The organism is Pantoea sp. Lu_F5_004 (assembly GCF_051136245.1).
Taxonomy (GTDB): domain Bacteria; phylum Pseudomonadota; class Gammaproteobacteria; order Enterobacterales; family Enterobacteriaceae; genus Pantoea; species Pantoea agglomerans.
On sequence record NZ_CP194946.1, the window covers coordinates 1,607,464 to 1,633,568 of the forward strand.

Here is a 26,105-nt window from a genome sequence, read left to right on the forward strand (position 1 = left end):
GTTAATCTGCAAGATGCCCCCTCAGCATAAAATTTCTTCATGACGCAAAATTCAGTCGCAACAGCCGGTTCTGTAGCGCGCTACAGCCTCAACCGTTGGGCGAACCCTTTTACACTGTTTTCAACCGATACAAGGAGTTGTCATGGACTCATTACAGATTGCTGACCAGCAGTGGCAGCGCGAGGCGTTCACTGTCTCCACCAGCCGCCAGCAGCTCGACCTGGCGTGGATCCACATCCAGCTGGCGGAGAAGTCCTACTGGGCCAAAGGCCAGCCGCTGGCCAAAACCGTGCGGGCGATTGCCGGTTCGCTGCCGTTTGGCCTCTATCACCAGCAGAGACAGATTGGTTTTGCCCGCCTCATCACCGACTACACCCGGTTTGGCTGGCTGTGTGACGTAATGATTGATGAAAACTGGCGCGGTCACGGGCTGGGCAGCTGGCTGGCAACCTGCGTCCGTGAACACCCGGAGCTGCAAACGGTGCATCGCTGGATGCTCTCAACCCAGGATGCCCATCAGGTCTATCAGCGGCTCGGCTGGCGTGTGGTGCAGCATCCCGAGGCACTGATGGAATTTCCCCCTTCCTGACACTGGAGTTACCCCGATATGCGATACCGCGTTGGCGTGGATATTGGCGGATCCTTTACCGATTTCGCCGTGCTCGATCAGCAAACGAACCAGATTCACACCCTGAAAGTCCTGTCACGACCGGATCAGCCAGGCAGCGAAATCGTTACCGGGCTGGCGCAGTTTCAGCAGCATCAGGGTATTGACCCCGCTGAGATTGGCTACTTCACCCACGGCACCACGGTAGGTATTAACGCGGTGATCCAGCGGCGCGGCGTGCGGCTGGCACTGTTCGCCACGGAGGGCTTCTGCGATGTCCTGGAGCTGGCCCGGCTTAAAATTCCGCATATCCACGATCTTTTCTCCCGGCGTCCTGCTCCGCTGATCACCCGCGATCGGGTGTTTGCCATCCGTGAACGCAGCGACGCGCACGGCAACGTGTTGCAACCGCCTGATCGTCAGAGTGTGCTCGACGCAATCGCTCAGGCACGCGCGGCAGGCTGTCAGGGCATTGTGGTGTCGCTGCTGCACAGCTATCGCAACCAGCACAATGAAGCGGCGGTGAAGGCGATTATCGACGAGGTGGCACCCGAGCTGCTGACCTCCTGTTCCGCTGACATCTGGCCGATCATCCGTGAATATGAACGCACCATTACCGCCACCATTAATGCCTACGTGCAGCCGATGGTGATCCACTATCTGGAATCCTTTGAGCAGGCGCTGCACCGGCTGGGCGTCAAGCCGCCGCCGCGCATCACCAAATCCAACGGCGGGGTGATGGGCGTCGATCAGGCGAAACGCGAATGCGTGCAGATGGTGCTCTCCGGCACCGCATCCGGAGTGATTGGCGCCAGCTATCTCGCCAGCGCCTGCGGTTTTGACAAAATCCTCAGCCTGGATATCGGTGGCACCAGCGCCGACGTGGCGGTGATCATCGACGGCAAAGTGGCGCAGGGCAATGGCGAAATCATCGGGGATTTCCCGATCTTTATTCCTTCTGTCGCCGTCACCTCGGTGGGTCAGGGCGGCGGCTCGCTGGCGTGGATCGATGGTCAGGGTGTGCTGCAGATGGGCCCGGACAGTGCGGGATCGCTGCCTGGCCCGGTCTGCTTCCGGCGCGGCGGCACGCAGCCCACCGCCACCGATGCATTTGCCGCCTGCGGCATGATGGGCCATGGCGCGCTGGGTTATAACGCCGTCACTGTGGATGTGGACGCCGCCTGTGCGGCCTGGCAGCCGCTGGCCGATGCGCTTGGCGTCACGGTGCAGGAAACGGCGGAAACCGCCATCCAGCTGGCGATCTCCAGTATGTACAGCGACACCAGCGGCCTGCTGTCGCGCTTTGGTCTCGATCCGCGAGAATTCTGGTTCCTGGCCTTTGGCGGTGCCGGGCCGATGATGGGCTGTTTTCTGGCCCGCGAACTGAATATGAAAGGGGTGATTGTGCCGCCGACGCCGGGCGTGCTGTCCGCACTGGGCGGGCTGGTGGCGGACATTCGTAACGACTTTATCCGCACGCTCTACGGCGATCTGACGCCCGCCCTGGCCGACACCCTGGCCAGTGAAGCCGAAGCATTACAGCAGCGCGCCTGTGGCTGGCTGGCACAGGAGCACGGCAGCGACATGCCTTACAGCCTGCAGTTCAGCGCGGATATGCGCTATCGCGGGCAGTCGTTTGAGATCGATGTGCCGCTGGAGGCGAACTGGCTGGCGCAGGCGGATTTCACTGCACTGCATGACGCCTTTGATCGTCAGCACCAGCAGCTGTTTGGTCACTGTGACCCGCAGGCTCCGGTGCAGTTGATCAACCTGCGGCTGGTGATTGCCTCACCGACGCCGAAACCGGTGATTAACCCACTGGCTCCGGCCACGGAACCGGTGCCGGTACTGAAACAGACCAGGGCGTGGATCGACGGCGGCTGGCATCAGGTTGATTTAGTGCTGCGTTCGGCGCTGCGCGCCGGCCATCAGCTCAGTGGCCCGGTCATCATCGCCCAGGATGACTGCACCACCTGCGTGCCGCCCGGCATGGGTGTCACGGTCGATTCATTCGGTAATCTGCTGATCACGGCGAACGAGGCATAACATGGCGATTGATGGACGTAACTTACAGATCCTGGCGAACTACTGCGCCGCCGCTGCCGATGCGATGGCCTTTACCCTGATGCGCACGGCGCACTCCACCTTTGTGAAAGAGACGGAAGATTTCTCCTGTCAGATTGTCAGCCGCAGCGGCCTGGCGTTTGCCTCGCCGCGCAGCTTTGGCGCGCCCTGGTACAGCGGCATCGACTATGCGCCGGTGCTGGCACTGATTGAAGAGTACGCTGACGGCGACATCTGCATTACCAACGACGCTTACGCCGGCAACGTGGCGACCCACTCGCCCGATATCCACATCTGGAAACCGGTGTTCCACCAGGGTGAAATTGTCTGCTTCGTGGTGGGCCACATTCATAACACCGACGTCGGCGGCGCGGTGCCTGCCTCGCTGTCGCGCTCGCTGACCGATATCGTGCAGGAGGGGATTCGCATCCCGCCGCTGAAGATCATGCGGCAGGGTCAACTCAACGAAGAGGTCGCCAGCATCATGCGGCTCAATGTGCGGGTGCCGGATCAGAACTGGGGCGATTTCAAAGCCCAGCTGGCGTCGGTGAACGTCGGCGAGCGTAAAATCCACGACATTATTGCCCGCTTTGGCATCGCCGATTTTTTGCAGGGCATTGAGGGCATTCTCGATTACGCCGAAGCGCAGGCGCGCAGCATTATCAAAACCATTCCCGACGGGGAATACTTCTATGCCGACTACGCCGATGAAGATGGCGAGGGCGGTTATCCCTGCCGGATCGCCATTACTCTGCGGGTGCAGGGCGATCAGCTGGAGCTGGACTACACCGGCAGCGACCCGCAACTGGCCTCGTCGCTGAACATGCCGACTGGCGGACGTGAGCGACATCCGCTGGCGCTGGTGGGTGTTACCTATGTGCTCTCTACGCTGGACCGTTCACTGCTGCTTAACGCCGGTACGCTGCGACCCACCCGGGCAATCCTGCCGCCTGGCACGGTCATGAACTGTGAAGCACCCGCAGCGGTGGGGATGCGCTCCCTGACCTGTGCACTGTCGCAGATTGCCACTATCGGCGTCTTCTCGCTGGCGATGCCGGAGCGTTTGCCCGCGAATTCACCGGGCGGCAACTCAATCATGAACATCCGTACCCAGACGCAGAATCGCAGTGTGGTCGCCTCGCTGGGTCCGGTGGGCGGCGGCGCGGGCGGCACGCCGCGTCACGATGGGCCTGACGGCTCCGGCGGTCTTTCAGCCTTTCTGAAAAACACCCCGATTGAGATCAACGAAGCGGAAGTGCCAATCCGCTTTCATCGCTACGGACTGGCCCAGGACAGCGCCGGAGCCGGTCGCTATCGCGGCGGTTTAGCCACCGAAATGGCATTTGAGATTTTCTCGCCCAATACCACCATTACCGCGCGCAACCGTAACCGATCGGTGTTTGCCTCGGCGGGTGTCGTCGGCGGCCAGAGTGGGGCGCTCTCTTACTTCCGTACCCGGCGCGACGGTGAGGTCATCAATCACGGTAACACTGATGTGATCCACTGCCTGCCGGGTGACGTGGTCGAAGTGCGCGGACCCGGCGCGGGCGGTTATGGCCTGCCGACACAGCGCGATGCCGATGCGGTGATGCAGGATGTGCGCTGCGGTTATCTCAGCGTCGCGGCAGCCAGGACGCAGTATGGCGTGGTAGTGGTTGATCACCACGTGGATCGGGCAGCAACGGAGCACCTGCGCGCCACGATGCCGCAGCAGGCTGCGCACCATTTTGAGCACGGCGAAGCACGGAGTCGCTTCGAAATGCTCTGGACGCCACAGCGTTATCAGTTACTTACCGCCTTTCTGGCAAGCGCGCCGGTGAGCTGGCGTCACTTCCTGAAAACCCAGGTATTCCGGGCGGTGGCAGAGATAGGCGAAACGGCGGATATGGCACAAATATTCAGTGATTTGCGTCAGCGATACCCGGCAATGGCGAACAATTAACGGCGATTGCGCATCGTCTACTACGCTTTAAGTCTGCATGGACTACAAGGGGAAACGCGACGATGAGCATGAAAACCAGTGATTTTTTTGTCCAGCGCCTGAAAGAGTGGGGCGTCACACGCATCTATGGCTATCCGGGAGATGGCATCAATGGGGTGCTGGGCGCCATTCAGCGTGCTAACGCCAAAGGCGACGGCATCGAATTTATTCAGGTACGCCACGAAGAGATGGCGGCCTTTATGGCGGCAGGACACGCCAAATTCACCGGTGAACTGGGCGTCTGCCTCTCTACCGGCGGGCCCGGCGCGACCCATCTGCTGACCGGACTCTATGATGCCAAAATGGATCATGCTCCGGTGCTGGCGATTGCCGGACAGGCGGAAGCGACCGCGCGCGGCTCCAGTTATCAGCAGGAGATGAACCTGGATCGCATCTTCTCAGACGTTGCCAACTTCGTTCAGGAAGCTTCGAGTTCAACCCAGGTTCGCCATCTGCTCGACCGGGGCGTGCGCATCGCCAAAGCGCAAAACGGCGTGGCGGTGATCATCATCCCTAAAGATATTCAGGATGAAGAGTGGCAGCCGCCGCAGCATCTGCACGGTTTTACCCATTCCGGCAGCGGCTATCAGCGTCCTAAAGTGATCCCTTATGAAGCGGATCTGCAACGCGCCGCTGAGGTGCTTAACGCCGGTAAAAAAGTGGCGATTCTGATTGGCGCAGGCGCACGTAACGCCGCCGTCGAGGTGGTACAGGTCGCGAATGTGCTGGGTGCGGGCGTGGCAAAAGCGCTGCTGGGCAAAGATGTGCTGCCGGACGATGCACCGTTTGTGACCGGTTCGATTGGCCTGCTGGGCACGAAGCCCTCATCCGATTTAATGCAGAACTGCGACACCCTGCTGATGATCGGCAGCGGCTTCCCGTGGACGGAATTCCTGCCGGAAGAGGGCAAGGCGCGTGCGGTGCAGATCGACATCGATCCCGCCATGCTCGGCCTGCGCTATCCAAGCGAAGTGAATCTGCATGGCGATGCGGCTGAAACCCTGCGCGCTTTGCTGCCGCTGCTGGAGCACAAAGAGGATCGCAGCTGGCAGGAAGATATCGCGCTTCAGGTGCGCGACTGGTGGACGCTGATGGAAGAGCGCGCCATGGCACCCGCTAATCCGGTCAACCCGCAGCGGGTGGTGTGGGAGATGTCGCCACAACTGCCGGATAACGCCATTGTCACCTCGGACTCCGGTTCCTGTGCCAACTGGTTCGCCCGCGACTATCGGGTAAAACAGGGTCAGCGCGCCTCGCTCTCCGGCGGTCTGGCCTGTATGGGCGCTGCGGTGCCTTATGCGATTGCCGCAAAATTTGCCCACCCCGACAAACCGGTGGTGGCGCTGGTGGGTGACGGTGCGATGCAGATGAACAATATGGCAGAGCTGATCACCATCCAGAAATACTGGCAGCAGTGGGCCGATCCACGCCTGATCGTTTGCGTGTTCAACAACCAGGATCTCAATCAGGTCACCTGGGAGCAGCGGGTCATGGAAGGGAATCCCCGCTTTGACGCCTCGCAGCAACTGCCGGATGTGAAGTATGCTGAGTTTGCGCAGTCGCTGGGGATGGTCGGTATTTTTGTCGATAATCCTGACGATCTGGCGGCGGCCTGGCAGCGTGCGCTCAGCGCCGATCGCCCGGTATTGCTGGAGGTGAAAACCGATCCGGAAGTTGCCCCGTTACCGCCGCACATCACCTTTAAACAGGCGAAAGCCTTTATGGCGTCGATGGTGAAAGGCGATCGCGGCGCGGCACAGATCATCAGCGACACCGCCAGCCAGCTGTTCAATAAAAAGCATTAAGGGCTAAGTGGGGCCGTCGCGCCTCGCTAACCTTAAATCCCGGATGCACTCGTGTCCGGGTCTCCAGTCACTTCATCATCAACGGGAGTCTTACCATGACTGCTCACTCCAGCCCTGTCTGGTTAATATCGGGATGTTCGACCGGATTTGGTCGTGAACTGGCGCAGCAGACCATCGCGCGTGGTTTTAAGGTCGTCGTGACGGCACGTGATACCTCTTCCATTGCCGATCTGGTTGAGGGACACGATAACGCGCTGGCAGTAGCGCTGGATGTCACCCACCAGGCGAGCATCGACCAGGCCGTCAAAGCGGCACTCGACACGTTCGGCACCATCGATGTGCTGGTAAACAACGCCGGTTACGGCTATCAAAGCTCGGTGGAAGAGGGTGTGGAAAGCGAAATCCGCGCGCAGTTTGATGCCAACGTTTTTGGCCTGTTTGCCCTGACCCGCGCCGTGCTGCCAGCGATGAGAAAGGCGCGCAGCGGCCACGTCATCAACATTACCTCGGTGGCAGGCTTAATTGGCTTTGCCAGCTCAGGCTACTACTCTGCCAGCAAACATGCGGTGGAAGGCTGGTCAGATTCGCTGGCGCTGGAAGCGGGGCCGCTGGGCATTCGCGTTACCTGTGTCGAGCCAGGTCCGTTCCGCACCGATTGGGCCGGACGCTCCCTGCATCAGACGCCGAGCACGCTGCCGGACTATGCAGAGACTGCAGCCGCACGGATGAAAGCCACCGCCGAATACAGCGGCACTCAGAAGGGCGATCCGGCGCGAGCCGCCACGGCAATGATTGCCATCACTGAGCATGACAACCCGCCACGCCATCTGGTGATGGGCGCCTGGGGCCATGATGCCGTGACCAGTAAGCTTAAAGAGCGGCTGGCTGAGATCGAAGCGTGGAAACAGACGTCAGTGGAGACAGATTTTCCGGAGTAACAGGTGAGTTGCGGGTGGTGGAAAGCCGTCTGCGAATGAGACTGAGGTCGATAAAAACGCGAAAGGCCCGTTTATCGGGCCTTTAAGAGTTAAGCGCTGATCTTAGCTTTCTGCATTTCGCGCGCATTCAGCTCTTTCAGCTTGCGGCGTAACAGGGCAGACGACGAGCGTTTTTTCCTCTGAGCTAACTGGGCTTTAATGGCGGGCAGATCGGGTCTGGCCAGCCATTCAGCAATCAATAGTGCCCTTAACTCTTTATACCTGGTTTCGACCGGAGCCAAAGGGGTTGTTTCATCGTGTTTATTGTATAACGACATAGCAAGCTCTCCCTGTAGTCACTACTTTATAAGCCCGGAAACAGTCCGGGATTAAAGGTTGCGGCGCTTTCTTTGGCAACCCTGTCCGGCGATTGTAGCGTAGTTCATTTTTTAACCCAAGCAAAGCGTCGTAGATCTCCTCAAGGGGTGTCGGGCGATTGCGGTCAACGATCTCTCCTGATGCAGCCTGGAAAACAAAACCGCCTATAAAGAAGCTTGCATGGTGTGCCATTAACGCCAGGAGTACGCTTTTGAAAACGACAGCACTGCCTAATCCTGCAAAGCTGATATGGCGGAAATCGCCCAGGCACTCCAGACCATCGAACACGTCAAAACAGACTTCAGCCAGCCCGTTAACCGGAAAGGCGATACCGGGTGGCATCCGGTATCCGATGCGGTTAAAGGTCTGTTCATCTATCCGGTCGCCAACGATGACGGTGTAAGTCTCATTACCGACAACAAACACGTAGCTGTGATAAACCTGACGATCGTAAATGAATTTTTTTCGCCTGATTTCGTAGTTTTCAAGATAAATATCTTCTTCAATGCGCACTTATCATCCCTGCAGGCTGCATGTGAATCTTTAAGCCGTGATTTTTCAGTGCCTGCTCAGACCGGTCAAACGTCCCTGGTAAAAATGTGGTTATTCATTCCAGCATATCGGCCGCTGTTGCTGATAACCGACATCGTTTTGTAAACCAGCCCGCAAACCATTCAGCTATTACGCCCCCTTATCGCGCAGCCCTGCGCCATCATCGTGCTGGAAAAATAAACAGCCGCCTGCACCTGGTATCATAAGAATTCGATCTTGTATCCCAGCCCGTATTCCATCTGGCATCCCCGGGTCAGACCGGATGATTCACCGCTAACTGGCACGCTTCATGCACTAGCCGAGAGGTACACTTTTGGCGAGGTAACCCATGTTTGACTCCTTATTAGACGAAGATGCCACCACGATGGCCGCTCTGATTCGCAGCGGGGACGTGTCGGCGTGCGAGCTGACCGGGGCGGTGCTGGCACGGATGGAACAGCGGGAACCGGCGATACAGGCTTTTTGTACCCCGACGCCTGAACTGGCGATGGCACAGGCCAGAGCCGTGGATGCCCGACGGGCACGCGGAGAAACACCTGGCGCGCTGGCGGGCGTACCGCTTGCGGTGAAGGACTTAATCTGCACCGCAAACGTCAGAACCACCTCCGGTTCGGCGGCGTACAAAGATTTCGTGCCGGAAGATGACGACATCACGGTGGAGCGGTTGCTGGCCGCCGACGCCATTCTGGTTGGCAAAACCACCGCACCGGAGTTTGGTTACAGCGGGGTCGGGCACAATCCACTGTTTCCGTCGCCACGAAATCCCTGGGATTTGAGCATGACGCCAGGAGGGTCCAGCGCCGGTTCGGGTGCGGCGGTGGCGGCGCGGCTCTGCCCGATTGCACTGGGCAGCGACGGCGGCGGGTCGGTACGCATTCCGGCGGCGCACTGCGGTATTTTCGGCTTCAAGGCGTCGATGGGCCGGGTGCCGCTCTGGCCCGGCTGTCGTGATGAACGCTACCCCGGCGTGTCGAGCTGGGAGTCACTGGAGCACATCGGTCCGATGACGCGCAGCGTGCGCGATGCCGCGCTGATGATGTCGCTGATGGCCGGACCGGATATGCGCGATCGCCACTCGATTCCCTGCAGCGATGTGGACTGGCTGGGCGCGCCACATCATCTGCCAGGCAAACTGCGCATCGCCTTCAGCGTGGATTTTGGCTATGTGGCTGTTGATCCGGAAGTGCGGGCAGTGGTCAGCGCGGCGGTGCAGCGTTTTGCCGCTGAAATCGGTGCTGAACTGGAGCTGGCCGATCCGGGCTTCCCTGATCCATCGGCGGCTTTTGGCGCGCTGGTGGCGATGGAGAGCGATCTTACCGGCATGCGCCAGATGATGGCGGAGCAGGGCAGCGAGATGTCGCCGCATCTGGTCGCCATGCTGCAGCGCGACTGGCGGGCGGAAAACTTTACCGATGCCATCACCACCCGCAAAGCGGTCAGCAACAGCCTGTGGCGCTTTATGCAGCGCTTTGACCTGCTGATTACCCCGACGCTGGCGGTGCCGCCGTTTCCACTGGGGATGCAGGGACCGGAGATCATTGATGGCCGCATGGTCCGCAGCGATCACTGGCTCTCGTTCTGCTACCCCTTCAACTTCACCGGTCAGCCTGCCGCGTCCGTACCCGCTGGCTTTACCGCCAGCGGCTTGCCCGTCGGTCTGCAGATTGTCGGACGTCATCTTGATGATGCCTTAGTGCTGGCTGCCAGTGCCGCTTTCGAGCGCATTCAGCCGTGGAATCACCTTCAACCCGGAATCGCCCAATGAAAACGTCTACTACGCCTGCGCTGGAGCAGGAGTTTGAACATGAGCCGGTACCGCTGTCGCACCGTCATTCTACCCGCTCCGTCTCGGCCGTCTGGTTTGGATTTCCGATGATCCTCACCAATGCGCTGTTTGGCGGCATCATTACCTGGCATCTGGGATTCTGGCCTGCGCTGATCGCCATTCTGCTGGGAAACCTGGTGCTGTTCGCCTATGTCGGCGCGCTGAGCTGGTACGCCGGTAACAGCGGAATGAATTTCGCTCTGCAGGCCAGACGCACCTTTGGCAGCAAAGGCTACATCCTGGTCTCGGGTTTTCTCTCGACAGTGGTGATCGGCTGGTATGCCTTTCAGACCGGCCTTACCGGCACGGTCATTAATCAAACCTTTGGCTGGAATGCGCTGGCGGTGACGGCCTTTGCCATGATCCTCTATACCGGGATTACGTTTCTGGGCGTGCGGGCGTTGTCGGTGCTGGGGATGATCGCCGCGCCGCTGTTTGTGGTGCTGGGAATGGTGGCGCTGTGGCTGATTAGCAAACAGCACGACTTCTCCGTGGTGACGCAGTGGAAGGGCAGCGCCAGCGCAGCCGGTGCAATGAGTATGGGCACCGCCGTCACCATGGTGGTAGCCGGTTTTGCTGACTCCGGCACCATGACCGCTGACTTTACCCGCTGGTCGAAGAATGGCCGTTCGGCGGTGATCGCCGCGTTCTCTGCCTTCCCGGTCGCTAACGTCATCTCCTACCTGTTCGGTGTGGTGATTGTGGCCGTAGGCGCAGCGGTTGATCCGCTGACCAATGGCGGTAACTTCCTGCCGATGCTGATGGGGCACAGCGCCTTTTTGTCGGTAGTGGCCTGCCTGTTTGTCTTTATCAATCTCGGATCGGTCTGCACGCACTGCCTCTACAACGGAGCGGTGGGCTTCAGTCATCTGTTCAGCAGCAAAATGCGGCTCTGGACGCTGATCCTGGGTGCCATTGGCGGCGTGCTGGCGCTGGCGGGCGTCTGGTCTTACTTCCTGGAGTGGCTCAGCCTGCTCGGCATTGTGGTGCCGCCGTTTGGTGCCGTGATGATCGTGGATTTAATTTTTATGGCGCGCATCAGCGAGCAGCGTCCGGCGCAGCGTTTTCGTGGTACTGCGTTTGCCGCCTGGGCGATTGGCAGCCTGTGTGCGGTGATCGCCCACGTCGCTTTCCCCGAGTTCGGTGAAGCGGTTATTGGTCTGGTAACCGCCGCCATCAGCTACAGCCTGATCAGCAGAATGCGCATGCCGCGCCCGGTAATGGAGAACAGCAATGTCCGACTATAGCGTTAATTCAACTCCCTACGCCTGGCCGTTTGACGGCACTTTTACGCCGGCTGATACCGCGCTGATCGTGATTGATATGCAGACCGACTTCTGTGGCGTGGGCGGCTATGTCGACAGCATGGGCTATGACGTGAGTCTGACCCGGGCGCCCATCGCGCCGTTGCAGCAGGTGCTGGCAGCGATGCGCGCCCGGCAGTTTCCGGTTATTCATACCCGCGAAGGGCACCGGCCCGATCTCAGTGATTTGCCCGCCAACAAACGCTGGCGCTCGCGACGGATGAACGCCGGGATCGGGGATGAGGGACCGTGCGGCCGTATTCTGGTGCGCGGTGAACCGGGCTGGGAGATAATCCCGGAGCTGGCACCGCTGCCGGGTGAAGTGGTGATCGATAAGCCGGGTAAGGGATCGTTTTATGCCACCGATCTGGAGCTGATATTGCGCAGTCGCGGCATCCGTAATCTGATCCTCACCGGCATTACCACGGACGTCTGCGTCCACACCACGCTGCGCGAAGCTAACGATCGCGGCTTTGAGTGCCTGGTGCTGTCCGATTGCTGTGCTGCGACCGAGCAGCGTCATCATGAAGCGGCGCTGAGCATGATCCATATGCAGGGCGGCATCTTTGGTGCGGTCGCCCATTCTGCCGCGCTGCTGGATAGCCTGGGGGTTTAACGTCTCTGGCCGGAAAAAAAGGCGATGGCCGACTCAGGCTGTCTGGCGCATCGCGCTGTCAGACAGCCTGAGTGCACAAAGCCGCGCTCCGGCCATCCACTCAGGGGATTACCCCTGTTGTACTTCGTCTGGCGCGGATAAGGTCATCAGGGCTGCGAGCTGATCGGCGGGCACCGCCTGACTGAACAGATAGCCCTGCAACTGATTACAGCCCGCATCTGCCAGCGCAGACATCTGCCCTGGCGTCTCGACGCCTTCTGCTGTCACCATCAGGCCCATGGCATGACCCAGTTTTACCACCGATTCAACAATTGCCACTGAATTTTCCGCCACGCCCAGCGACTGGGTGAATGAGCGATCGATTTTGATTTTATCCACCGGAAAGTTGCTGAGATAGTTAAGACTGGAGTAACCGGTGCCAAAGTCATCCAGCGCAATCCGGAAGCCCGCATCACGCAGCGCCACAATAATGGCGCGTGCTTCACGTTCATCTTCGATTAACACCCCTTCGGTGATCTCCAGTTCCAGGCGCTTCGGATCGCCGCCGTTCTGGCTGACAATCGCCATCACCCGCTCAACAAAGCCGGTAGAGCGGAACTGCACCGGCGAGACGTTGACCGCCACCAGCAGCTCGGGAAAACGCTGCTGAGTGACGCAGGCTTCAGCCAGCACCCATTCGCCCAGCGGAATAATCAGGCCGGTCTCTTCGGCAATCGCGATAAATTCAGCGGGCGCGATCAGGCCGCGGGTTGGATGGTGCCAGCGCAGCAGCGCTTCGATGCCCACCATCTGCTGACCGCCAATATCCATCAGCGGCTGATACCACACCTCCAGCCCCTGATGGGTATGCAGCGCCGTACGCAGGTCGGCAGCGATGGTCTGTCGGGTCCGCACCGACTCATCCATCGCCCGTTCAAACTGACGATACGTGCCGCGCCCGCCGCTTTTGGCTTCATACAGCGCAATATCCGCTTTGCGCATCAGCTCCAGCCGATCGACCCCATCTTTGGGTGCCAGCGCCAGTCCGATGCTGGCGCCACTCCAGACATCGCTGCCAAACAGCGTAAAAGGCTCACTCAGTTCATCAATAATGCGCTGCGCCAGGCTCTGCACCTGGCCGATATTATCGACGTCCGGCATTACCACAATAAATTCATCGCCGCCGATGCGTCCTACCGTATCGCTGGCCCGCACGATATTGCTCAGTCGCTGTGCGACCGCGATGATCAGTTCATCTCCGGCGTGATGGCCGTGGGTATCGTTGATGGTTTTAAAGCGGTCGAGGTCGATCAGCAGCAGCGCCACCCGCTGATCGTGGCGCGTCGCCAGGGCCAGCGCCTGGGTTAAGCGGTCTTCGACCAGTGCGCGGTTCGGCAGGCCGGTCAGCACATCATGAAACGCCAGATGCTGGGCCTGAGCCTCTGACGCGCCGAGCCTGAGCATGGACTGCGAGAGGTTCACCGACGAGTTCCAGAGTCGCCGCACCATATAAAGGCAGAGCAGGGATATCGCCAGTACTGCCAGCCCGGTAGATGGCCCGATGGTGCGCAGCATCTGCGCACCGGGACGGGAGGGGATCCAGTTCAGATAGCCAACCGCCTCGCCTGCCTGCGCGATCAGCAGATAGCGCGCGCCGGTTCCCGGCTGTGGCGTGCCGTCGGAGAAGTGCAGCCCCTGCAGCTGATTGCGTTCCGCCAGGCCCGCCAGATAGCCGTCATCAAGAAATTTCAGGCTTACCAGCCGGAAACGCGGCAGGGCATTATCATCCCGCTGGATATTACCTACAGCCAGCGCGGCGGCACGATTTGTTATACGGGCATAATCGGCGTTATCCTGGCGCGCCGGATCGTTGACCAGCGGGCTTTGCAGCACCTCACCAATCAGCGGATCATCTGCAGGCGCGGAGACCGGCTGGCCTTCGCGCCAGACTCTGACGATCTGATTTTGCTGGTCCAGCACCAGAATCAGCTGATGGCCGAACATCTCATACAGCCACAGCCCAATGTTCTCATCCAGCCACCTGCTGCTGTTGCCCTCCGCCAGATGCTGCTCAAAGGGTCCCCAGCGCGACAGGCTATGCAGCTGGCGCAGATGCTCATTCAGACTCTGTGAAAATGAGGCTTCAATCATCCGTTGCTGCTGATGCCGGGCCTCAGTATTGGTGAGTGAGGTGCCGATAAACAGCGCAGCCCCTGCACCCACAAACGTCAGCACTAAGATAGCCACCAGCGGCACCAGGACTTCACGCAGGAAACTGCGACGAAAATCAGAGGAAAGTTTAAGGGTGTTAATCATATTGTTGTTTTTCTCAGCAGCAGGGGAACAGCTTAAAAATTAGCAGATTGCAAAAAAACGTCCACGCAAAGCGTTGCTTCTGGAGGTTATAGCCATGTTTTTGCTGCCGGATGACCAGGGCAGGCTAAAAAATGGAGATCGGAAAAGTGGCTGTGTTGTATCAGATATTTTAATGATGTTGGGCAGGCCGGACAGTGACATAAAGGCCGCATTCTGCTTCCGTATCAGTAGCCGTAAGGCTGGCGCGCGAAAGCCTCTCTGGCCGCATCACCGCGCATTTCCTGTTAACTTCGCCGCTATGGTTCATACTCATGTGCGCTGATTGTGTTACGAACGGATAGCCGTGAAGACAACGGTTACTGAGTTTGTCACTTATCTGACAGCCCGAGGTTGTCAGCTTACTATAAGGGAAAATAATGCCATTGTTATTCGGTGAGTTATCTGGTTTCCCGTCATGGGTGCCTGTTGTATTACTCGTCTCGCTCTCTTTTGTGCTGGGATTTCTGGCCCGCCTTATCCTGCTCCGGTTCATCCGCTACTGGCAGATTCGTGACAGAAAGCTCTTCAAATCCCTTGAGAAGCATCTTAGCGGCTCGATGTTCTTTTTTATTCCGTTATTAATGATTAATGTCGGCGTTAATTACATCGACTTCCATCCGGAATCTCTCTCTTTAATCACCAATATCATCAATGTCTTTATTATTATGTCATTTTGCTCGGTCTTAATCCGGCTGACCAACGTGGCGCAGGATATGCTTTATATCCGCTATGACATTAATATTTCCAATAACCTTCGTGCGCGCAAAATTCGCACGCAGATTATCTATGTCAAAAAAGTAGTTATTGTTATCCTGGTTCTGTTCTGTGTTTCGCTGATTCTGCTCAGCTTCCCTGGCGTCCGGAAATTCGGCACCACCATTCTGGCCGGTGCGGGTGTCGCCGGTATTATTATTGGTTTTGCGCTGCAGAAGTCGCTGGTTAATCTGTTTGCCGGTATTCAGATCGCCTTTACCCAGCCTATTAAAATTGATGATGCGGTAGTGGTAGAAAAAGAGTGGGGCTGGATTGAGGAGATCAACCTGACCTATGTGGTGGTGCGCATCTGGGATTTGCGTCGGCTGGTGTTGCCGATCACCTACTTTACCGAAAATCCGTTTCAGAACTGGACGCGCAATAACGCCCAGATCTTAGGCTCGGTGTTTCTTTACGTGGATTACTCCATGCCGCTGGAGCCGCTGCGCAAGCACTTTGAAAAGGTGCTGAGCGAAACCAAGCTCTGGGATCAGGAAACCTCTGTGCTTCAGGTGACCGACACCACCGAGAAAACCATGACCATCAGGATGCTGATGACCGCGCAGAACTCCCCGATCGCCTTTGATTTGCGCTGCTACGTGCGTGAAAAGATGATTGAGTTTATTCAGCAGAATTATCCGGAAAGCCTGCCGCAGGTGAGAGCATCACTGACGGACAGTGGGGGTGAGAAGTCAGGAAGGGCAATGGCTGAATAGAGGGTGTTGGGGGAGGGAGCGGTAGTTTGAGCGGGAGTTAAAGCCCCTGCAAAATTATTGCTCCGTTCTTCATTCAGAGGACAGGGGCGCCAAAGATAAATGCTGGCGCTTTCATGTCGCTCAGGCAGAATGCAGCGACACGCTGCGCACTTCCCTCCTGTCTGGCTCACTCGATTCATCGTAACTGGCGTCTCTTGCGGATGCTTTCTGCTGGCTATTCCTTAAACTGCCGTCAAAACACTGTCAGCCGTCCCCGTCTCAGCTGAGCTGTTTACCGTTACAAACAGCTGTAAAGGAGCGATACCAGGACAAAAAAAGAGGAGCCAGGCTCCTCTTTGGTAATGCATAAGTGTATTAACGCACGATATGCAGGAAGTGCAGATGCTTCTCATACTGGTCGAGAATATCGTTGATAATCTGCTCCTGATTCCAGCCCATCACATCATAATCCTGACCACCTTCCTTGAGGTAGACAACAGCACGGTAATATTTCTGCTCTTCAGCTTTCTCGCCGTCAGACATCCCTGCCAGTGCAAAGGTGGGCTGCAGATAGGCGCGAGCACGAACTTCATAAACAAAGTTGAGTTCATTACCCAAATCCACCTCAAAGCGAACGCGGTCTTCAACATCATCCCGGGTATGAGACACGGTATTCTGTTTCGCCAGTTCCTGCTCCACCATCTCCATCGCCGGGTAGATGACCTCCGTCATGAAGCGTTTAACCTGTGAGCGTTTCGGGAAGTAGGCAATGTTACGCAACCGTCGCTGCCACGGAATCGGGTTACGTGCAGCCGTGGGTGCAATGGTCGCAATCTGCTTACTGTCGCGCTTCCAGGCATCAACGCGTAACGCCTTGAGCAGGCCATATATCGACATTAACAGAATAACCGCGAAGGGCAGCGCGCTGGCAATAGTTACCGTTTGCAGCGCCTTCATACCGCCCGCCAGCAGCAGCGTGACGGCCACCACCCCCATCATGGCAGCCCAGAATATGCGCTGCCAGACCGGGGTCTTGTCGGTGCCACCCGATGCCAGCGTATCGACCACCATAGCGCCTGAGTCCGCTGAGGTGACAAAGAACACCACGACCATTGCCATGGCAATAAAGGAGAGCACCGAGCTGAACGGGAAATGCTCAAGAAAGTTGAACAGTGCCAGCGTCTGATCGCTCATAACTGTCTGCGCCAGGTCAGTGGCACCCTTCTGCATAATCAGCCATATTGCGCTATTACCGAAAAAGGTCATCCAGAGCAGCGTAAAACCTGCGGGCACAAACAGTACGCCAGTGACGAACTCACGGATGGTACGCCCGCGCGAGACGCGGGCGATAAACATACCCACAAATGGCGACCAGGCCAGCCACCAGCCCCAATAGAACAGTGTCCAGCCGCCGAGCCACTTACTTGATTTAGGTTCATAAGCGTAGAGGTTGAAGGTTTTGGTGACCAGTTCGGAGAGATAGCCGCCGGTATTTTCCACAAAGGATTTCAGCAGCAGTACAGTTGGACCGAGTGCGCCCACCATAATCAGCAGCAGTACTGCCAGACCCAGGTTAATTTCCGAAAGAATACGGATGCCTTTATCCAGTCCGGAGACCACTGAGAGTGTAGCCAGCGCGGTGATGACGACAATCAGAATCACCTGCATGGTCTGATTGACCGGCAGGCCAAACAGGTGATTCAGTCCGGCATTAACCTGCAATACGCCATAACCCAGCGAGGTCGCCACGCCCAGTACCGTACCGATCACGGCAAAAATATCTACGGCATGCCCCATCCAGCCGTAGATGCGGTTACCGATAATAGGATACAGCGCCGATCTCAGCGTCAGGGGTAATCCGTGACGGTAGCTGAAGAACGCCAGAATCAGCGCCACAATGGCATAAATTGCCCAGGCATGCAGGCCCCAGTGGAAGAAGGTGATACGTAGCGCTTCCCGTGCGGCCTCCACGGTCTCCGGCTGGCCTGTAGGAGGGGCCATGTAGTGCATCACGGGTTCTGCGACGCCGAAGAACATCAGACCAATACCCATGCCGGCCGAAAATAACATGGCAAACCAGGAGTGATAGCTGAAATCGGGTTCTGCGTGGTCGGGGCCGAGTTTGATATCGCCATAACGAGAGAAGCCTAAATAGGCTACCGTCAGCAGGATTAATGCCACTGCGAGAATATAAAACCAGCTGGCGTTCGCAAACAGCGAGCTTTGCAGGGCTCCGAACTGCACATCAGCCTGTTCAGGAAAAAGTGCAGCAAAGGCCACCAGAATAAAAATAAGGGCGGCAGAGGTGAAAAATACCGGCGGATTAATCTGGCTTCTTTTGTGTGGCGTTTCAGTTTCTGATGAAGACATAAGTATCCTGCTCAATGTGAATGAAGACCAAATGTAACAATCAGTGTGGAAGAGTAAAAGCGATGCGGCATCAGGTGGCTAACTATTAAGCAGGCCGTCTGCATTACCTGCGTCAATCTGCCAGCGGGAGACACGTTCAACAGCATCTTTGTCTGCTTCACAAGTCATCGCAACATTTGCGCGCGTCAGAGCAAGCTGCGCATGGCGCTTTGCATCAGTGGCATAACGATGAGGAGCAATCATCGCTAACGCATGCAGCGCTTTCTGCAGGCGAAGTTGCACTTCAACCAGAGCGGCACCATCGCGCGCAATGCCGGTGAACATATCGTCGAACATATCGCTAATCTGAGTGGGTCGCATAAAGAGCTGAGAATAATGCGCTGTGGCAGAGTCAGCTGGAGCGGGAAGGCTGAACAACCTGACTGCCCGCCCGATAATGTCGATTGCAGTGCCGGGATCGTTAACGGCCGGAGATAAAGCACGAGAAGCAATTTCAGACAGGACACACAGCCCAAAGCGGGGATCCTGCTCAAATGAACGCTGCTCACCCAGCGTAAAGGCGTTACGCAGTATCTGTTGCTCGTCAGCGGAAAGCGGCTGGCTACACCAGAGCAGCGGGGCACCACAGTGAACAAAACTGCCCGGTTGGGCAGCAAGATAAAGATTACAGCCACTCTCTTTTGCGAAGTCGTAGAGATGTTGCAGGTCCAGATGCTGCAGATAGCCCGTCTTCAGCGGGTAGACGCTTTGGCTGAAGGCCGTTTCTGGCAGGATACCGTTCCAGTAAGCGCAGCCCATACAGGGTTGCTGGAGGCGATTATGAAGCGCAACCGTCGTGGCTTCCTCAACGCGACGCGATGTGTCAGACATACGACCAAACTGCGCCAGATGCTGTATCCAGCGCAGCAGAGTAATGACAATCATCGCAATGACCGCAAGGGTTACAAAAAACAGAACAACGCGGCCCTGTGAGCCATAAGCGCCCATGCCGAGTGCGATAATGCCCACCAGACTGTATAGAAAAGAGCCGATAAAGGTTGCCAGGACATTCTGCGTCGTCCCATCCTCAAGTAACAACACAGTAGCGCGAGGCGTAACGCTGCTGCTGGCAGAGTTATAAGCAGAGACCATAATATTGAGCGAAAAGGTGGTAACAGCCAGCATACTTGAGGCGAGGATGGCCAGTATTTTATCCACCGCGTCACTGCCCACGATGCCTGATACAGAGACCGGTATGAAGGGTTTAATCGCAATAGCTACCAGGGCAGTAATAATTGCCAGTACAGCGAATAGTGAACTGCGAAACCAGAGTTGTCGGGTCAGTCGGTGAATAAGCCATTGCGTTTTAGACATCATGTCACCTGTTGTTATGAGCTTTTCATTTGCCGCTCAACATTGTCCTGCATCACCTGGCGCAAAGCAGAGCGCCAGCACGTCGTCCATACAGAGCTTAATGCGCTGAAAAAATGTTATCAGTGATGTGAAGAATAGCAGCACATAACGGCAGAACATCGTCATACGGATTGCTTCCAGTCATCGGCCTGGCGCGGGGTAGCGGCCGATCACGTTTTCAGGCTGACCTGGATCTATTTGGCTCCAGAATAAGAATAGCCCCATGATTCAGCATTTACATCTGCACGCCCTTACAAAAATCCTGCCGGACTGGACAGATTCAACGCTCCTCTCACGTATCCAGTGCTGCCTCATAGGGCTTTCTTTTGCCCTTCACCGCGCTGACCCGCCCGGGCAAAGATTGACCTCACTCCTCTTTCGTTTATAGTTATCTGCCTGTTCTGGTCAGTTTTCCGCTGAGATCAGACTTCGCTGCCAGCGTTTATCATCGCAATCCGTTGGTTAATTTCAGTCCTGAAGGCATCCTGTTGCCGTAAAGGAGAAATCAAAAAATCATGCGTCTTACGCCACCCTGAGTCGTCACCCTCCTCTGTCGCACTGAGTGACTTCAGTCGCGAATCCTTAAACATCCCGTCTGCGGATGTGCTTTTTCGACCTTGAAATTTTTTGCCCTCACGGGCTGACTGTATTCAAAATCTGAGAAATGACTATGCTGCTGTCCTCGACGCGTAAGGACTGGCTGGGTAACGTCCGTGGTGACGTCCTTGCCGGTATTGTTGTCGCGCTCGCACTGATTCCTGAAGCGATCGCCTTTTCCATTATCGCTGGCGTAGATCCGCAGGTCGGACTCTATTCCGCATTTTGTATCCCCATCGTCATGGCCTTCTTTGGCGGCCGCCCGGCGATGATCTCCTCCTCAACCGGCGCGATGGCGCTGCTGATGGTCACGCTGGTTAAGGATCACGGCCTGCAGTACCTGCTCGCCGCCTCCGTGCTGACCGGCGTGTTACAGCTGCTCGCCGGATACCTGAAGCTTGGCAGCCTGATGCGCTACGTGTCCCGGTCGGTGGTTACCGGCTTCGTGAATGCGCTGGCGATACTGATTTTTATGGCTCAGCTGCCGGAGCTTACAAACGTCACCTGGCATGTCTATGCGCTCACCGCTGCCGGTCTCGGGATCATTTATCTCTTCCCGTACCTGAATAAAACCATTCCCTCTCCCCTGGTCTGCATTATCGTGCTGACCGCCATTTCGATGTGGCTGCATCTGGACGTGCGCACCGTGGGTGACATGGGCAAGCTGCCGGACAGCCTGCCAGTGTTCCTGATTCCGGACATCCCGCTTAACTTTGAAACTCTGCTGACCATTCTGCCGTACTCGGCGGGGCTTGCCGTAGTAGGGTTGCTGGAGTCAATGATGACCGCCACTATCGTGGACGACATGACCGATACGTCGAGCGACAAGAATCGCGAGTGTAAGGCACAGGGCATTGCCAATATCTGCACTTCGTTCATTGGCGGGATGGCGGGCTGTGCAATGATTGGCCAGTCGGTAATTAACGTGAAGTCCGGCGGGCGGGGGCGGCTTTCCACACTTACGGCGGGCGTGGTGCTGTTGTTAATGGTGGTATTTCTTCGCGACTGGGTGTCGCAGATACCCATGGCGGCGCTGGTGGCGGTGATGATTATGGTTTCCATCGGCACCTTCTCATGGCGCTCGATTGCTAACCTGCGCACCCATCCGGTTTCAACCAGCGTCGTGATGCTGGCGACTGTCGCCGTAGTGGTGGCAACCCACAACCTGGCATTTGGCGTATTGACCGGGGTGCTGATTGCGTCACTGAACTTTGCCACGAAGGTGGCCCGCTTTATGGCGGTCTCCTCTGAGCTGAAGGGCGATACACGCACCTATACCGTAACCGGCCAGGTCTTCTTTGCCTCGGCTGACCGGTTTACCAGCCACTTTGACTTCCGCGAGGCGCTGGAGCGCGTAGAGATCGACGTGACGCACGCCCATTTCTGGGACATTACGTCAATCAGCGCGCTGGATCGTATCGTGATTAAGTTCCGCCGCGAAGGCACCGAAGTTGAAATCAGGGGGATGAACGAGGCGACCCGCACAATCGTTGACCGCTTTGGGGTGCATGACAAACCCGAAGAAGTTGAAAAGCTGATGGGCGGCCATTAATTCACAGGAGACTTATCATGAATAGCACTGTTATCGCCGTCCACGCGTCCGGTCTGTGAGTATGCGGTCTGGGCGGCCGGTAAACTGGACGTGCCGAAGACCTTTTCACCACCATCACGGGTCATGTTTGCCTATGACGGCAGCGAGGCGAGCCGGGAAAATCTGAATCGTGTGACAGTCAGCCCGTTGCTGAACTGACTGAACTGCCATCTGATTATGGTTAACAGCGAGGCGGCGGCGCTGCAGGAGGCGCAGGTTATTCTGCATAAGGCCAGTATCGTCATGGAGGCCCGGCTGCTGAAGAGCGCCTCTGTCACCGGCGCGCTGCGCAGGTATGCGGATGAGAACGATATTGGCCTGACGGTGATGGGGGCTTACGGGCACTCCCGGCTACGCCGGTTCTTTATCGGCAGCCATACCCCGGAGATGCTGGCTGAAAGCCGTCAGCCGCTGCTGATGCTGCGGTAAGCCTTACGGGCCAGCGCTCGCAGGTCCTTTTTTATAAGCTGGCTCCGGAGCCTGCGGGCAGGCCCCGGAGCCGGCTTATTTGTGCGGCACACGGGCTGAGCGTTGATGTATCAGCACGGCCATTATCTCGTTTTGGGTCAATACTGATGTCACGCATTGGACAGATCTGTTTTATAGCCCTTTAAGGGCTTGAGATGTGGCAGACGTTCACTTCTCGCTTTTAGCGGACGTTCCGGTGCAACTGTCCGCTCCTCGCTGAAAGCGGACATTGGCGTACGAGTTAGTCCGATCTGTGCCACAAGAGAAGATAATAATTTCTTTGCTATATCCAATAAGTCCGACGTCTGCAGAAGGGTCTGCAGACATCAATCTGATTCAGTTAAAAGCTCACCCACGGATCGCTTGAAACTTTTTCTTTCACCTGAACAGACGGTATGGACGGGGAGCGTAAGTCTGTCACGACCGCACCAGTCTGCAACCTGAACCGGCTGGTAATCGCACTTAACGATTTAACCTGTTCCTCCAGTACACCCGTAGCAGCAGCAGAAGCCTGAACCAGCGTGGCGTTCTGTTGAGTCACACTGTCCATTTCGGTTACAGCCGTGCCGATCTGATTTATTCCCTTACTCTGTTCAGAAGATGCCGCCGCAATCTCTCCCAGCAGCGAGGTCACGCCGGTCACATCGCTGATGATTTTTTCTGTCGTCAGTGAAACCTGAGCCACTTTCTGCTCACCCAGACCAACGTTCAGATTGGATTCAGCAATCAGCTTTTCAATTTCCCGCGCAGACTGTGTGCTGCGTTGTGCAAGCGTGCGAACTTCGTTAGCAACTACCGCAAAACCGCGACCCTGGTCGCCTGCACGTGCTGCTTCTACCGCTGCGTTCAGTGCCAGAATGTTTGTCTGGAAGGCAATGCTGTTAATCACGGAAGTAATTTCACTGATGGCCATTGCGCTGGTTTTGATGTCTGCCATCGTGCGCACCACTTCCCGCATCGCCGCGCCGCATTCCGAAGCGGTTCCGGAAGCCGCAGATGCCGCGTCGCTGGCGACTGAGGCATTTCCGGCATTGAGTGAAACAGTAGACGAGAGCTCCTCCATGCTCGCCGCGGTCTCTTCGAGCGCTGCCGCCTGTTGCTCCGTGCGGCTGGAAAGACTGTGGTTGCCGTCGCTTATCTGCGTGGTAACGCGAGCCACTTCGCTTACGCCATTGACGATTTCACTGACCATCGTTTTCAGGCCAAGCTGCATATTTTCAAGCCCCTGCAGAAGCCTGCCCATTTCATCGTTGCGGAGATTGTGGAACTCCGATGTCAGATCACCGGCGCCAATGGCTGCTGTTACTTCGCCAGCACGACGCAGGGGCTTGATCAGCACATTTTTCAGTACCACCGCCACAATGACTGAAGCCAGGATAAAGAGTATGACCGACACACCAGCAGCAACATAAGCAATGTGCGTATCGGTATCGGCCTGTTGGGTGATGTTTACGGCTGACTGCTTATGTATGGCAATAACCTTGTCCAGCGGAACGCGGTATGCCTCATCAAGTGCCACAACTTTTGTGCCGGCAAGCATCAGAAAAGCGGGTACATCCCTTTTCTGCAGCGCGGTGAAAAGGGCACCAACGCCTTGCTCAGTGTAATCGTTGTAGCGTGCGGCCAGCTCCCGTGACAGTTCCGCTTCGCCGGCCATTTTTGGTGCAGCCTGATAGGCCTGCATAAAGCGCAAGCCGCCATCATAGTAAAATCTGGCCTGGGCCAGCGCGGCATTAAACGCTTCTGGATTGCTGCCGTCAGCATAAGGGACAGCGGCCAGCAGTGTGGTGCGAGCGGCACGTATCCAGTTAGTCGTGTCAGCGACGCCAAGGGTGGCAGAGACTTCATGGTTGAGATTTTTGAGAGACTCCGCGCTGCGATTCAGATAAATCACACTCAGCAATGAAGAAGCAAGAAAGACAAAAAACAGGAACAGTCCGGATAACGTCAGGATCGTGGTGAGACGTGTATTTTTCAGCATGGCTGTAAAGCCTCCAGGTAAGATGTATTACGATTATCGGCCTGGAGCAGCCAGAGATTACTCACCGTTATTAACCAAAGGCAGTGGAAAAATCGTACACAAATTTAAGAAAGCAGGCTTCTGTGAAAATAAAATGGCATTTTAAAATTATGATGTTGAATCAGATGGTTTATTTATTTTTTAAGGATTTGAACATTCAGAATAACTTAAAAAATAGTAGAAAATTACAATGTTAATTTGAGAGGGAATGATGGAATACCATCAAAAGGGCATCAGAATTTTGCCAGCCGGGATGCTTTTTGATTCAATTCTCTGCGACCTCCACTCTTTTTAGTTTTTGAAAAAGCCTTTGGGACATGATCAACTGTTCAGGAATTACGTCCGTTTTCTTTCATTAAATACCTGACCCTGGTTGCAGCATTAATCCTCTTCAGAACCTGCTGATATTGCCGCTTAAGCTGAGGGAATAGCGTGGCTACATCTGTTTTACCGGTTTTAATCCCTGAGGGTAGGGCAACATGCAGTCTCAGGTTAAAACATTTTGCCGTTAAGGGTGCCGGCTAAACGCGGTCAGGGCTAAATGCTCGTCTGGAGGATTTTATCAACGCACTCAGCAGGCGATAATTCAGCCGTATCTAATTGCAGATGTTCTCTGCTCCACGGTTCATAAACACGATCCACAACGGCCTGCCAGTCAGGCACTTTTAAACCAGGAATATCTGAGATTCTGTTCTCTACACGGGCACGATGCTGTTCTGGATCCGAACAGAGGATTTCTATCTCCAGAAAGGGAACACCTGATGATAGTGCGATATCACGAAAACTATCGCGCACCAGGTTAAGGTCATTCACCGAGTCAGTGATAACAGATGACCCCAGTCTGAGATTGTCCCGCGCAAGCTCATAAAGGATGAAGTAGCCTTCAGGACCAATATCCCTGAAAGCTGCTGAACTATTACGCAGAGCCTGTTCAACCGTGTCGACGCGTAAATACACCGCTTTTAATTTTTCAGATAACATTTTAGCGATAGTGCTTTTGCCGCAACCCGGAAGGCCACTAAAGATGTAGAACATAACGACTCCTGTTTAAACCTGCGCTCCAGTGGTAAAGCAGACACATTGATACATCAGTCTGCGCGAAATTATGCGAACCCGTGTCGGATGATCGCCGCCCTATGTCAGCAGCGGACAGTGTTTATTCCACTTCTGCCTGGCTATTCATCTGGCAATGCTCCAACATCCGCAGCGATAATGGCCGGTAAGTTTTGGGTAATCTTTTCTACCGGCCAGTCCCACCAGGCCAGCTTCTCCAGCGTTGATATGGTTTCATCGGTAAAACGCTGCCTGATCACTCTGGCCGGGTTGCCACCCACAATCGAATAGGCCGGGACATCCGACGTCACAACAGAACGAGACGAGATTATGGCGCCGTTACCGATTTTAACGCCTGGCATAATCAGCGCCTGATAACCCATCCATACATCATTACCAATCACCGTATCGCCTTTATAGGGCAGATCGCCGGACTGAGGCTGGCCTGTTTCCCATCCGTTTCCGAAGATATAAAACGGAAACGTGGAGAAACCCGCCATGTTATGGTTTGCCCCGTTCATGATGAACTGAACGCCTCTGGCTATCGCGCAGAATTTACCAATGATCAGTTTGTCACCAATAAAGGGGAAGTGATAAAGGACATTGCGCTCAAAGTTTTCTGAGTCTTCAGGGTCATCATAATAAGTAAAATCCCCGATTATGATGTTGGGGTTTTTCACCGTATTTTTGATAAAACAAACCTGTGGGAAACCTTCCATTGGATGGGGATTGGCGGGATCCGGTCCGTACATATTCTCTCCTTAAGCGCAACGTTAGTTCGTT

The 26,105-nt window shown here is 56.2% G+C and carries 19 protein-coding genes; 11 read left to right on the top strand and 8 right to left on the bottom strand.

Annotated elements, in window-relative coordinates:
* Window positions 1–142: 142 nt before the first annotated feature.
* The 5 genes from ACR8BN_RS07395 to ACR8BN_RS07415 all read left to right on the top strand — a co-directional run bounded on the left by ACR8BN_RS07395 (window position 143) and on the right by ACR8BN_RS07415 (window position 7,395).
* Complete coding sequence (locus tag ACR8BN_RS07395) at window positions 143–589, top strand: GNAT family N-acetyltransferase (RefSeq protein ID WP_010247848.1); 447 nt, start codon at window positions 143–145, stop codon at window positions 587–589.
* A gap of 18 nt (window positions 590–607) precedes the next feature.
* Window positions 608–2,653, top strand: coding sequence for a hydantoinase/oxoprolinase family protein (locus ACR8BN_RS07400; RefSeq protein ID WP_434747478.1), 2,046 nt, complete (start codon window positions 608–610; stop codon window positions 2,651–2,653).
* Window position 2,654: 1 nt separating this feature from the next.
* A complete protein-coding gene (locus tag ACR8BN_RS07405) occupies window positions 2,655–4,613 on the top strand; it encodes a hydantoinase B/oxoprolinase family protein (RefSeq protein ID WP_122458193.1) in 1,959 nt (652 codons plus the stop codon).
* 62 nt (window positions 4,614–4,675) lie between these two features.
* Window positions 4,676–6,457: a thiamine pyrophosphate-requiring protein gene (locus ACR8BN_RS07410; RefSeq protein WP_031591090.1), complete on the top strand. Its 1,782-nt coding sequence runs from the start codon at window positions 4,676–4,678 to the stop codon at window positions 6,455–6,457.
* 95 nt (window positions 6,458–6,552) lie between these two features.
* A complete protein-coding gene (locus ACR8BN_RS07415; protein ID WP_010670900.1) occupies window positions 6,553–7,395 on the top strand; it encodes an oxidoreductase in 843 nt (280 codons plus the stop codon).
* Between the two features lie 89 nt (window positions 7,396–7,484).
* Here ACR8BN_RS07415 and ACR8BN_RS07420 read toward each other — a convergent pair whose 3' ends face one another.
* Window positions 7,485–7,712 (bottom strand): hypothetical protein, encoded by a 228-nt coding sequence (locus ACR8BN_RS07420; RefSeq protein ID WP_031591088.1) that lies wholly within the window; start codon window positions 7,710–7,712, stop codon window positions 7,485–7,487.
* A complete protein-coding gene (locus tag ACR8BN_RS07425; protein ID WP_434747479.1) occupies window positions 7,696–8,265 on the bottom strand; it encodes a hypothetical protein in 570 nt (189 codons plus the stop codon). Before ACR8BN_RS07425 ends, ACR8BN_RS07420 begins: the two co-directional genes overlap by 17 nt.
* Window positions 8,266–8,632: 367 nt before the next feature.
* Between ACR8BN_RS07425 and ACR8BN_RS07430 the strand changes: the two genes are divergently transcribed.
* The 3 genes from ACR8BN_RS07430 to biuH are packed head-to-tail and all read left to right on the top strand — an operon-like array spanning window position 8,633 to window position 12,049.
* Window positions 8,633–10,069 carry an amidase gene (locus ACR8BN_RS07430; protein ID WP_182686461.1) on the top strand — a complete coding sequence of 479 codons (1,437 nt, stop codon included), beginning with the start codon at window positions 8,633–8,635 and terminating at the stop codon, window positions 10,067–10,069.
* The gene (locus tag ACR8BN_RS07435) at window positions 10,066–11,376 is read left to right on the top strand and encodes a purine-cytosine permease family protein (RefSeq protein ID WP_031591085.1); all 1,311 of its coding nucleotides are present in this window, start codon (window positions 10,066–10,068) and stop codon (window positions 11,374–11,376) included. Before ACR8BN_RS07430 ends, ACR8BN_RS07435 begins: the two co-directional genes overlap by 4 nt.
* Window positions 11,363–12,049, top strand: a complete 687-nt coding sequence (biuH, locus tag ACR8BN_RS07440) for a biuret amidohydrolase (protein ID WP_033758268.1) — start codon at window positions 11,363–11,365, stop codon at window positions 12,047–12,049. Before ACR8BN_RS07435 ends, biuH begins: the two co-directional genes overlap by 14 nt.
* Window positions 12,050–12,157: 108 nt before the next feature.
* On the opposite strand, the gene ACR8BN_RS07445 is transcribed toward biuH, so the two are convergent.
* Window positions 12,158–14,344 carry a putative bifunctional diguanylate cyclase/phosphodiesterase gene (locus ACR8BN_RS07445; protein WP_434747480.1) on the bottom strand — a complete coding sequence of 729 codons (2,187 nt, stop codon included), beginning with the start codon at window positions 14,342–14,344 and terminating at the stop codon, window positions 12,158–12,160.
* Between the two features lie 416 nt (window positions 14,345–14,760).
* Here ACR8BN_RS07445 and ACR8BN_RS07450 point away from each other — a divergent pair, with 416 nt between their 5' ends.
* The gene (locus ACR8BN_RS07450; RefSeq protein ID WP_039388861.1) at window positions 14,761–15,852 is read left to right on the top strand and encodes a mechanosensitive ion channel family protein; all 1,092 of its coding nucleotides are present in this window, start codon (window positions 14,761–14,763) and stop codon (window positions 15,850–15,852) included.
* Window positions 15,853–16,206: 354 nt separating this feature from the next.
* On the opposite strand, the gene ACR8BN_RS07455 is transcribed toward ACR8BN_RS07450, so the two are convergent.
* Both ACR8BN_RS07455 and ACR8BN_RS07460 read right to left on the bottom strand, forming a co-directional pair.
* Window positions 16,207–18,201 (bottom strand): BCCT family transporter, encoded by a 1,995-nt coding sequence (locus ACR8BN_RS07455; RefSeq protein ID WP_039388859.1) that lies wholly within the window; start codon window positions 18,199–18,201, stop codon window positions 16,207–16,209.
* Between the two features lie 78 nt (window positions 18,202–18,279).
* A complete protein-coding gene (locus ACR8BN_RS07460) occupies window positions 18,280–19,554 on the bottom strand; it encodes a DUF2254 domain-containing protein (protein ID WP_064703653.1) in 1,275 nt (424 codons plus the stop codon).
* A gap of 709 nt (window positions 19,555–20,263) precedes the next feature.
* On the opposite strand from ACR8BN_RS07460, the gene ACR8BN_RS07465 reads away from it, so the two are divergent.
* Both ACR8BN_RS07465 and ACR8BN_RS07470 read left to right on the top strand, forming a co-directional pair.
* Window positions 20,264–21,742: a SulP family inorganic anion transporter gene (locus ACR8BN_RS07465; protein WP_163793389.1), complete on the top strand. Its 1,479-nt coding sequence runs from the start codon at window positions 20,264–20,266 to the stop codon at window positions 21,740–21,742.
* Window positions 21,743–21,958: 216 nt separating this feature from the next.
* Window positions 21,959–22,210 (top strand): universal stress protein, encoded by a 252-nt coding sequence (locus ACR8BN_RS07470; RefSeq protein WP_434747481.1) that lies wholly within the window; start codon window positions 21,959–21,961, stop codon window positions 22,208–22,210.
* A 379-nt stretch (window positions 22,211–22,589) separates the two neighbouring features.
* Here ACR8BN_RS07470 and ACR8BN_RS07475 read toward each other — a convergent pair whose 3' ends face one another.
* The 3 genes from ACR8BN_RS07475 to ACR8BN_RS07485 form a co-directional block, all read right to left on the bottom strand.
* The gene (locus ACR8BN_RS07475) at window positions 22,590–24,230 is read right to left on the bottom strand and encodes a methyl-accepting chemotaxis protein (protein WP_307746844.1); all 1,641 of its coding nucleotides are present in this window, start codon (window positions 24,228–24,230) and stop codon (window positions 22,590–22,592) included.
* A gap of 576 nt (window positions 24,231–24,806) precedes the next feature.
* Window positions 24,807–25,304 carry an AAA family ATPase gene (locus ACR8BN_RS07480; protein WP_163793039.1) on the bottom strand — a complete coding sequence of 166 codons (498 nt, stop codon included), beginning with the start codon at window positions 25,302–25,304 and terminating at the stop codon, window positions 24,807–24,809.
* Between the two features lie 140 nt (window positions 25,305–25,444).
* Window positions 25,445–26,074 carry a Vat family streptogramin A O-acetyltransferase gene (locus ACR8BN_RS07485; protein ID WP_163793036.1) on the bottom strand — a complete coding sequence of 210 codons (630 nt, stop codon included), beginning with the start codon at window positions 26,072–26,074 and terminating at the stop codon, window positions 25,445–25,447.
* Window positions 26,075–26,105 lie beyond the last annotated feature (31 nt).

Excerpts from the sequence above, each read along its gene's own strand:
- ACR8BN_RS07395 (WP_010247848.1), top strand. The coding sequence starts at position 143 with ATGGACTCATTACAGATTGCTGACCAGCAGTGGCAGCGCGAGGCGTTC.
- ACR8BN_RS07400 (WP_434747478.1), top strand. The coding sequence starts at position 608 with ATGCGATACCGCGTTGGCGTGGATATTGGCGGATCCTTTACCGATTTC.
- ACR8BN_RS07405 (WP_122458193.1), top strand. The coding sequence starts at position 2,655 with ATGGCGATTGATGGACGTAACTTACAGATCCTGGCGAACTACTGCGCC.
- ACR8BN_RS07410 (WP_031591090.1), top strand. The coding sequence starts at position 4,676 with ATGAGCATGAAAACCAGTGATTTTTTTGTCCAGCGCCTGAAAGAGTGG.
- ACR8BN_RS07415 (WP_010670900.1), top strand. The coding sequence starts at position 6,553 with ATGACTGCTCACTCCAGCCCTGTCTGGTTAATATCGGGATGTTCGACC.
- ACR8BN_RS07420 (WP_031591088.1), bottom strand. The coding sequence starts at position 7,712 with ATGTCGTTATACAATAAACACGATGAAACAACCCCTTTGGCTCCGGTC.
- ACR8BN_RS07430 (WP_182686461.1), top strand. The coding sequence starts at position 8,633 with ATGTTTGACTCCTTATTAGACGAAGATGCCACCACGATGGCCGCTCTG.
- ACR8BN_RS07435 (WP_031591085.1), top strand. The coding sequence starts at position 10,066 with ATGAAAACGTCTACTACGCCTGCGCTGGAGCAGGAGTTTGAACATGAG.
- biuH (WP_033758268.1), top strand. The coding sequence starts at position 11,363 with ATGTCCGACTATAGCGTTAATTCAACTCCCTACGCCTGGCCGTTTGAC.
- ACR8BN_RS07445 (WP_434747480.1), bottom strand. The coding sequence starts at position 14,344 with ATGATTAACACCCTTAAACTTTCCTCTGATTTTCGTCGCAGTTTCCTG.
- ACR8BN_RS07450 (WP_039388861.1), top strand. The coding sequence starts at position 14,761 with ATGCCATTGTTATTCGGTGAGTTATCTGGTTTCCCGTCATGGGTGCCT.
- ACR8BN_RS07455 (WP_039388859.1), bottom strand. The coding sequence starts at position 18,201 with ATGTCTTCATCAGAAACTGAAACGCCACACAAAAGAAGCCAGATTAAT.
- ACR8BN_RS07460 (WP_064703653.1), bottom strand. The coding sequence starts at position 19,554 with ATGTCTAAAACGCAATGGCTTATTCACCGACTGACCCGACAACTCTGG.
- ACR8BN_RS07465 (WP_163793389.1), top strand. The coding sequence starts at position 20,264 with ATGCTGCTGTCCTCGACGCGTAAGGACTGGCTGGGTAACGTCCGTGGT.
- ACR8BN_RS07470 (WP_434747481.1), top strand. The coding sequence starts at position 21,959 with ATGGTTAACAGCGAGGCGGCGGCGCTGCAGGAGGCGCAGGTTATTCTG.
- ACR8BN_RS07475 (WP_307746844.1), bottom strand. The coding sequence starts at position 24,230 with ATGCTGAAAAATACACGTCTCACCACGATCCTGACGTTATCCGGACTG.
- ACR8BN_RS07480 (WP_163793039.1), bottom strand. The coding sequence starts at position 25,304 with ATGTTCTACATCTTTAGTGGCCTTCCGGGTTGCGGCAAAAGCACTATC.
- ACR8BN_RS07485 (WP_163793036.1), bottom strand. The coding sequence starts at position 26,074 with ATGTACGGACCGGATCCCGCCAATCCCCATCCAATGGAAGGTTTCCCA.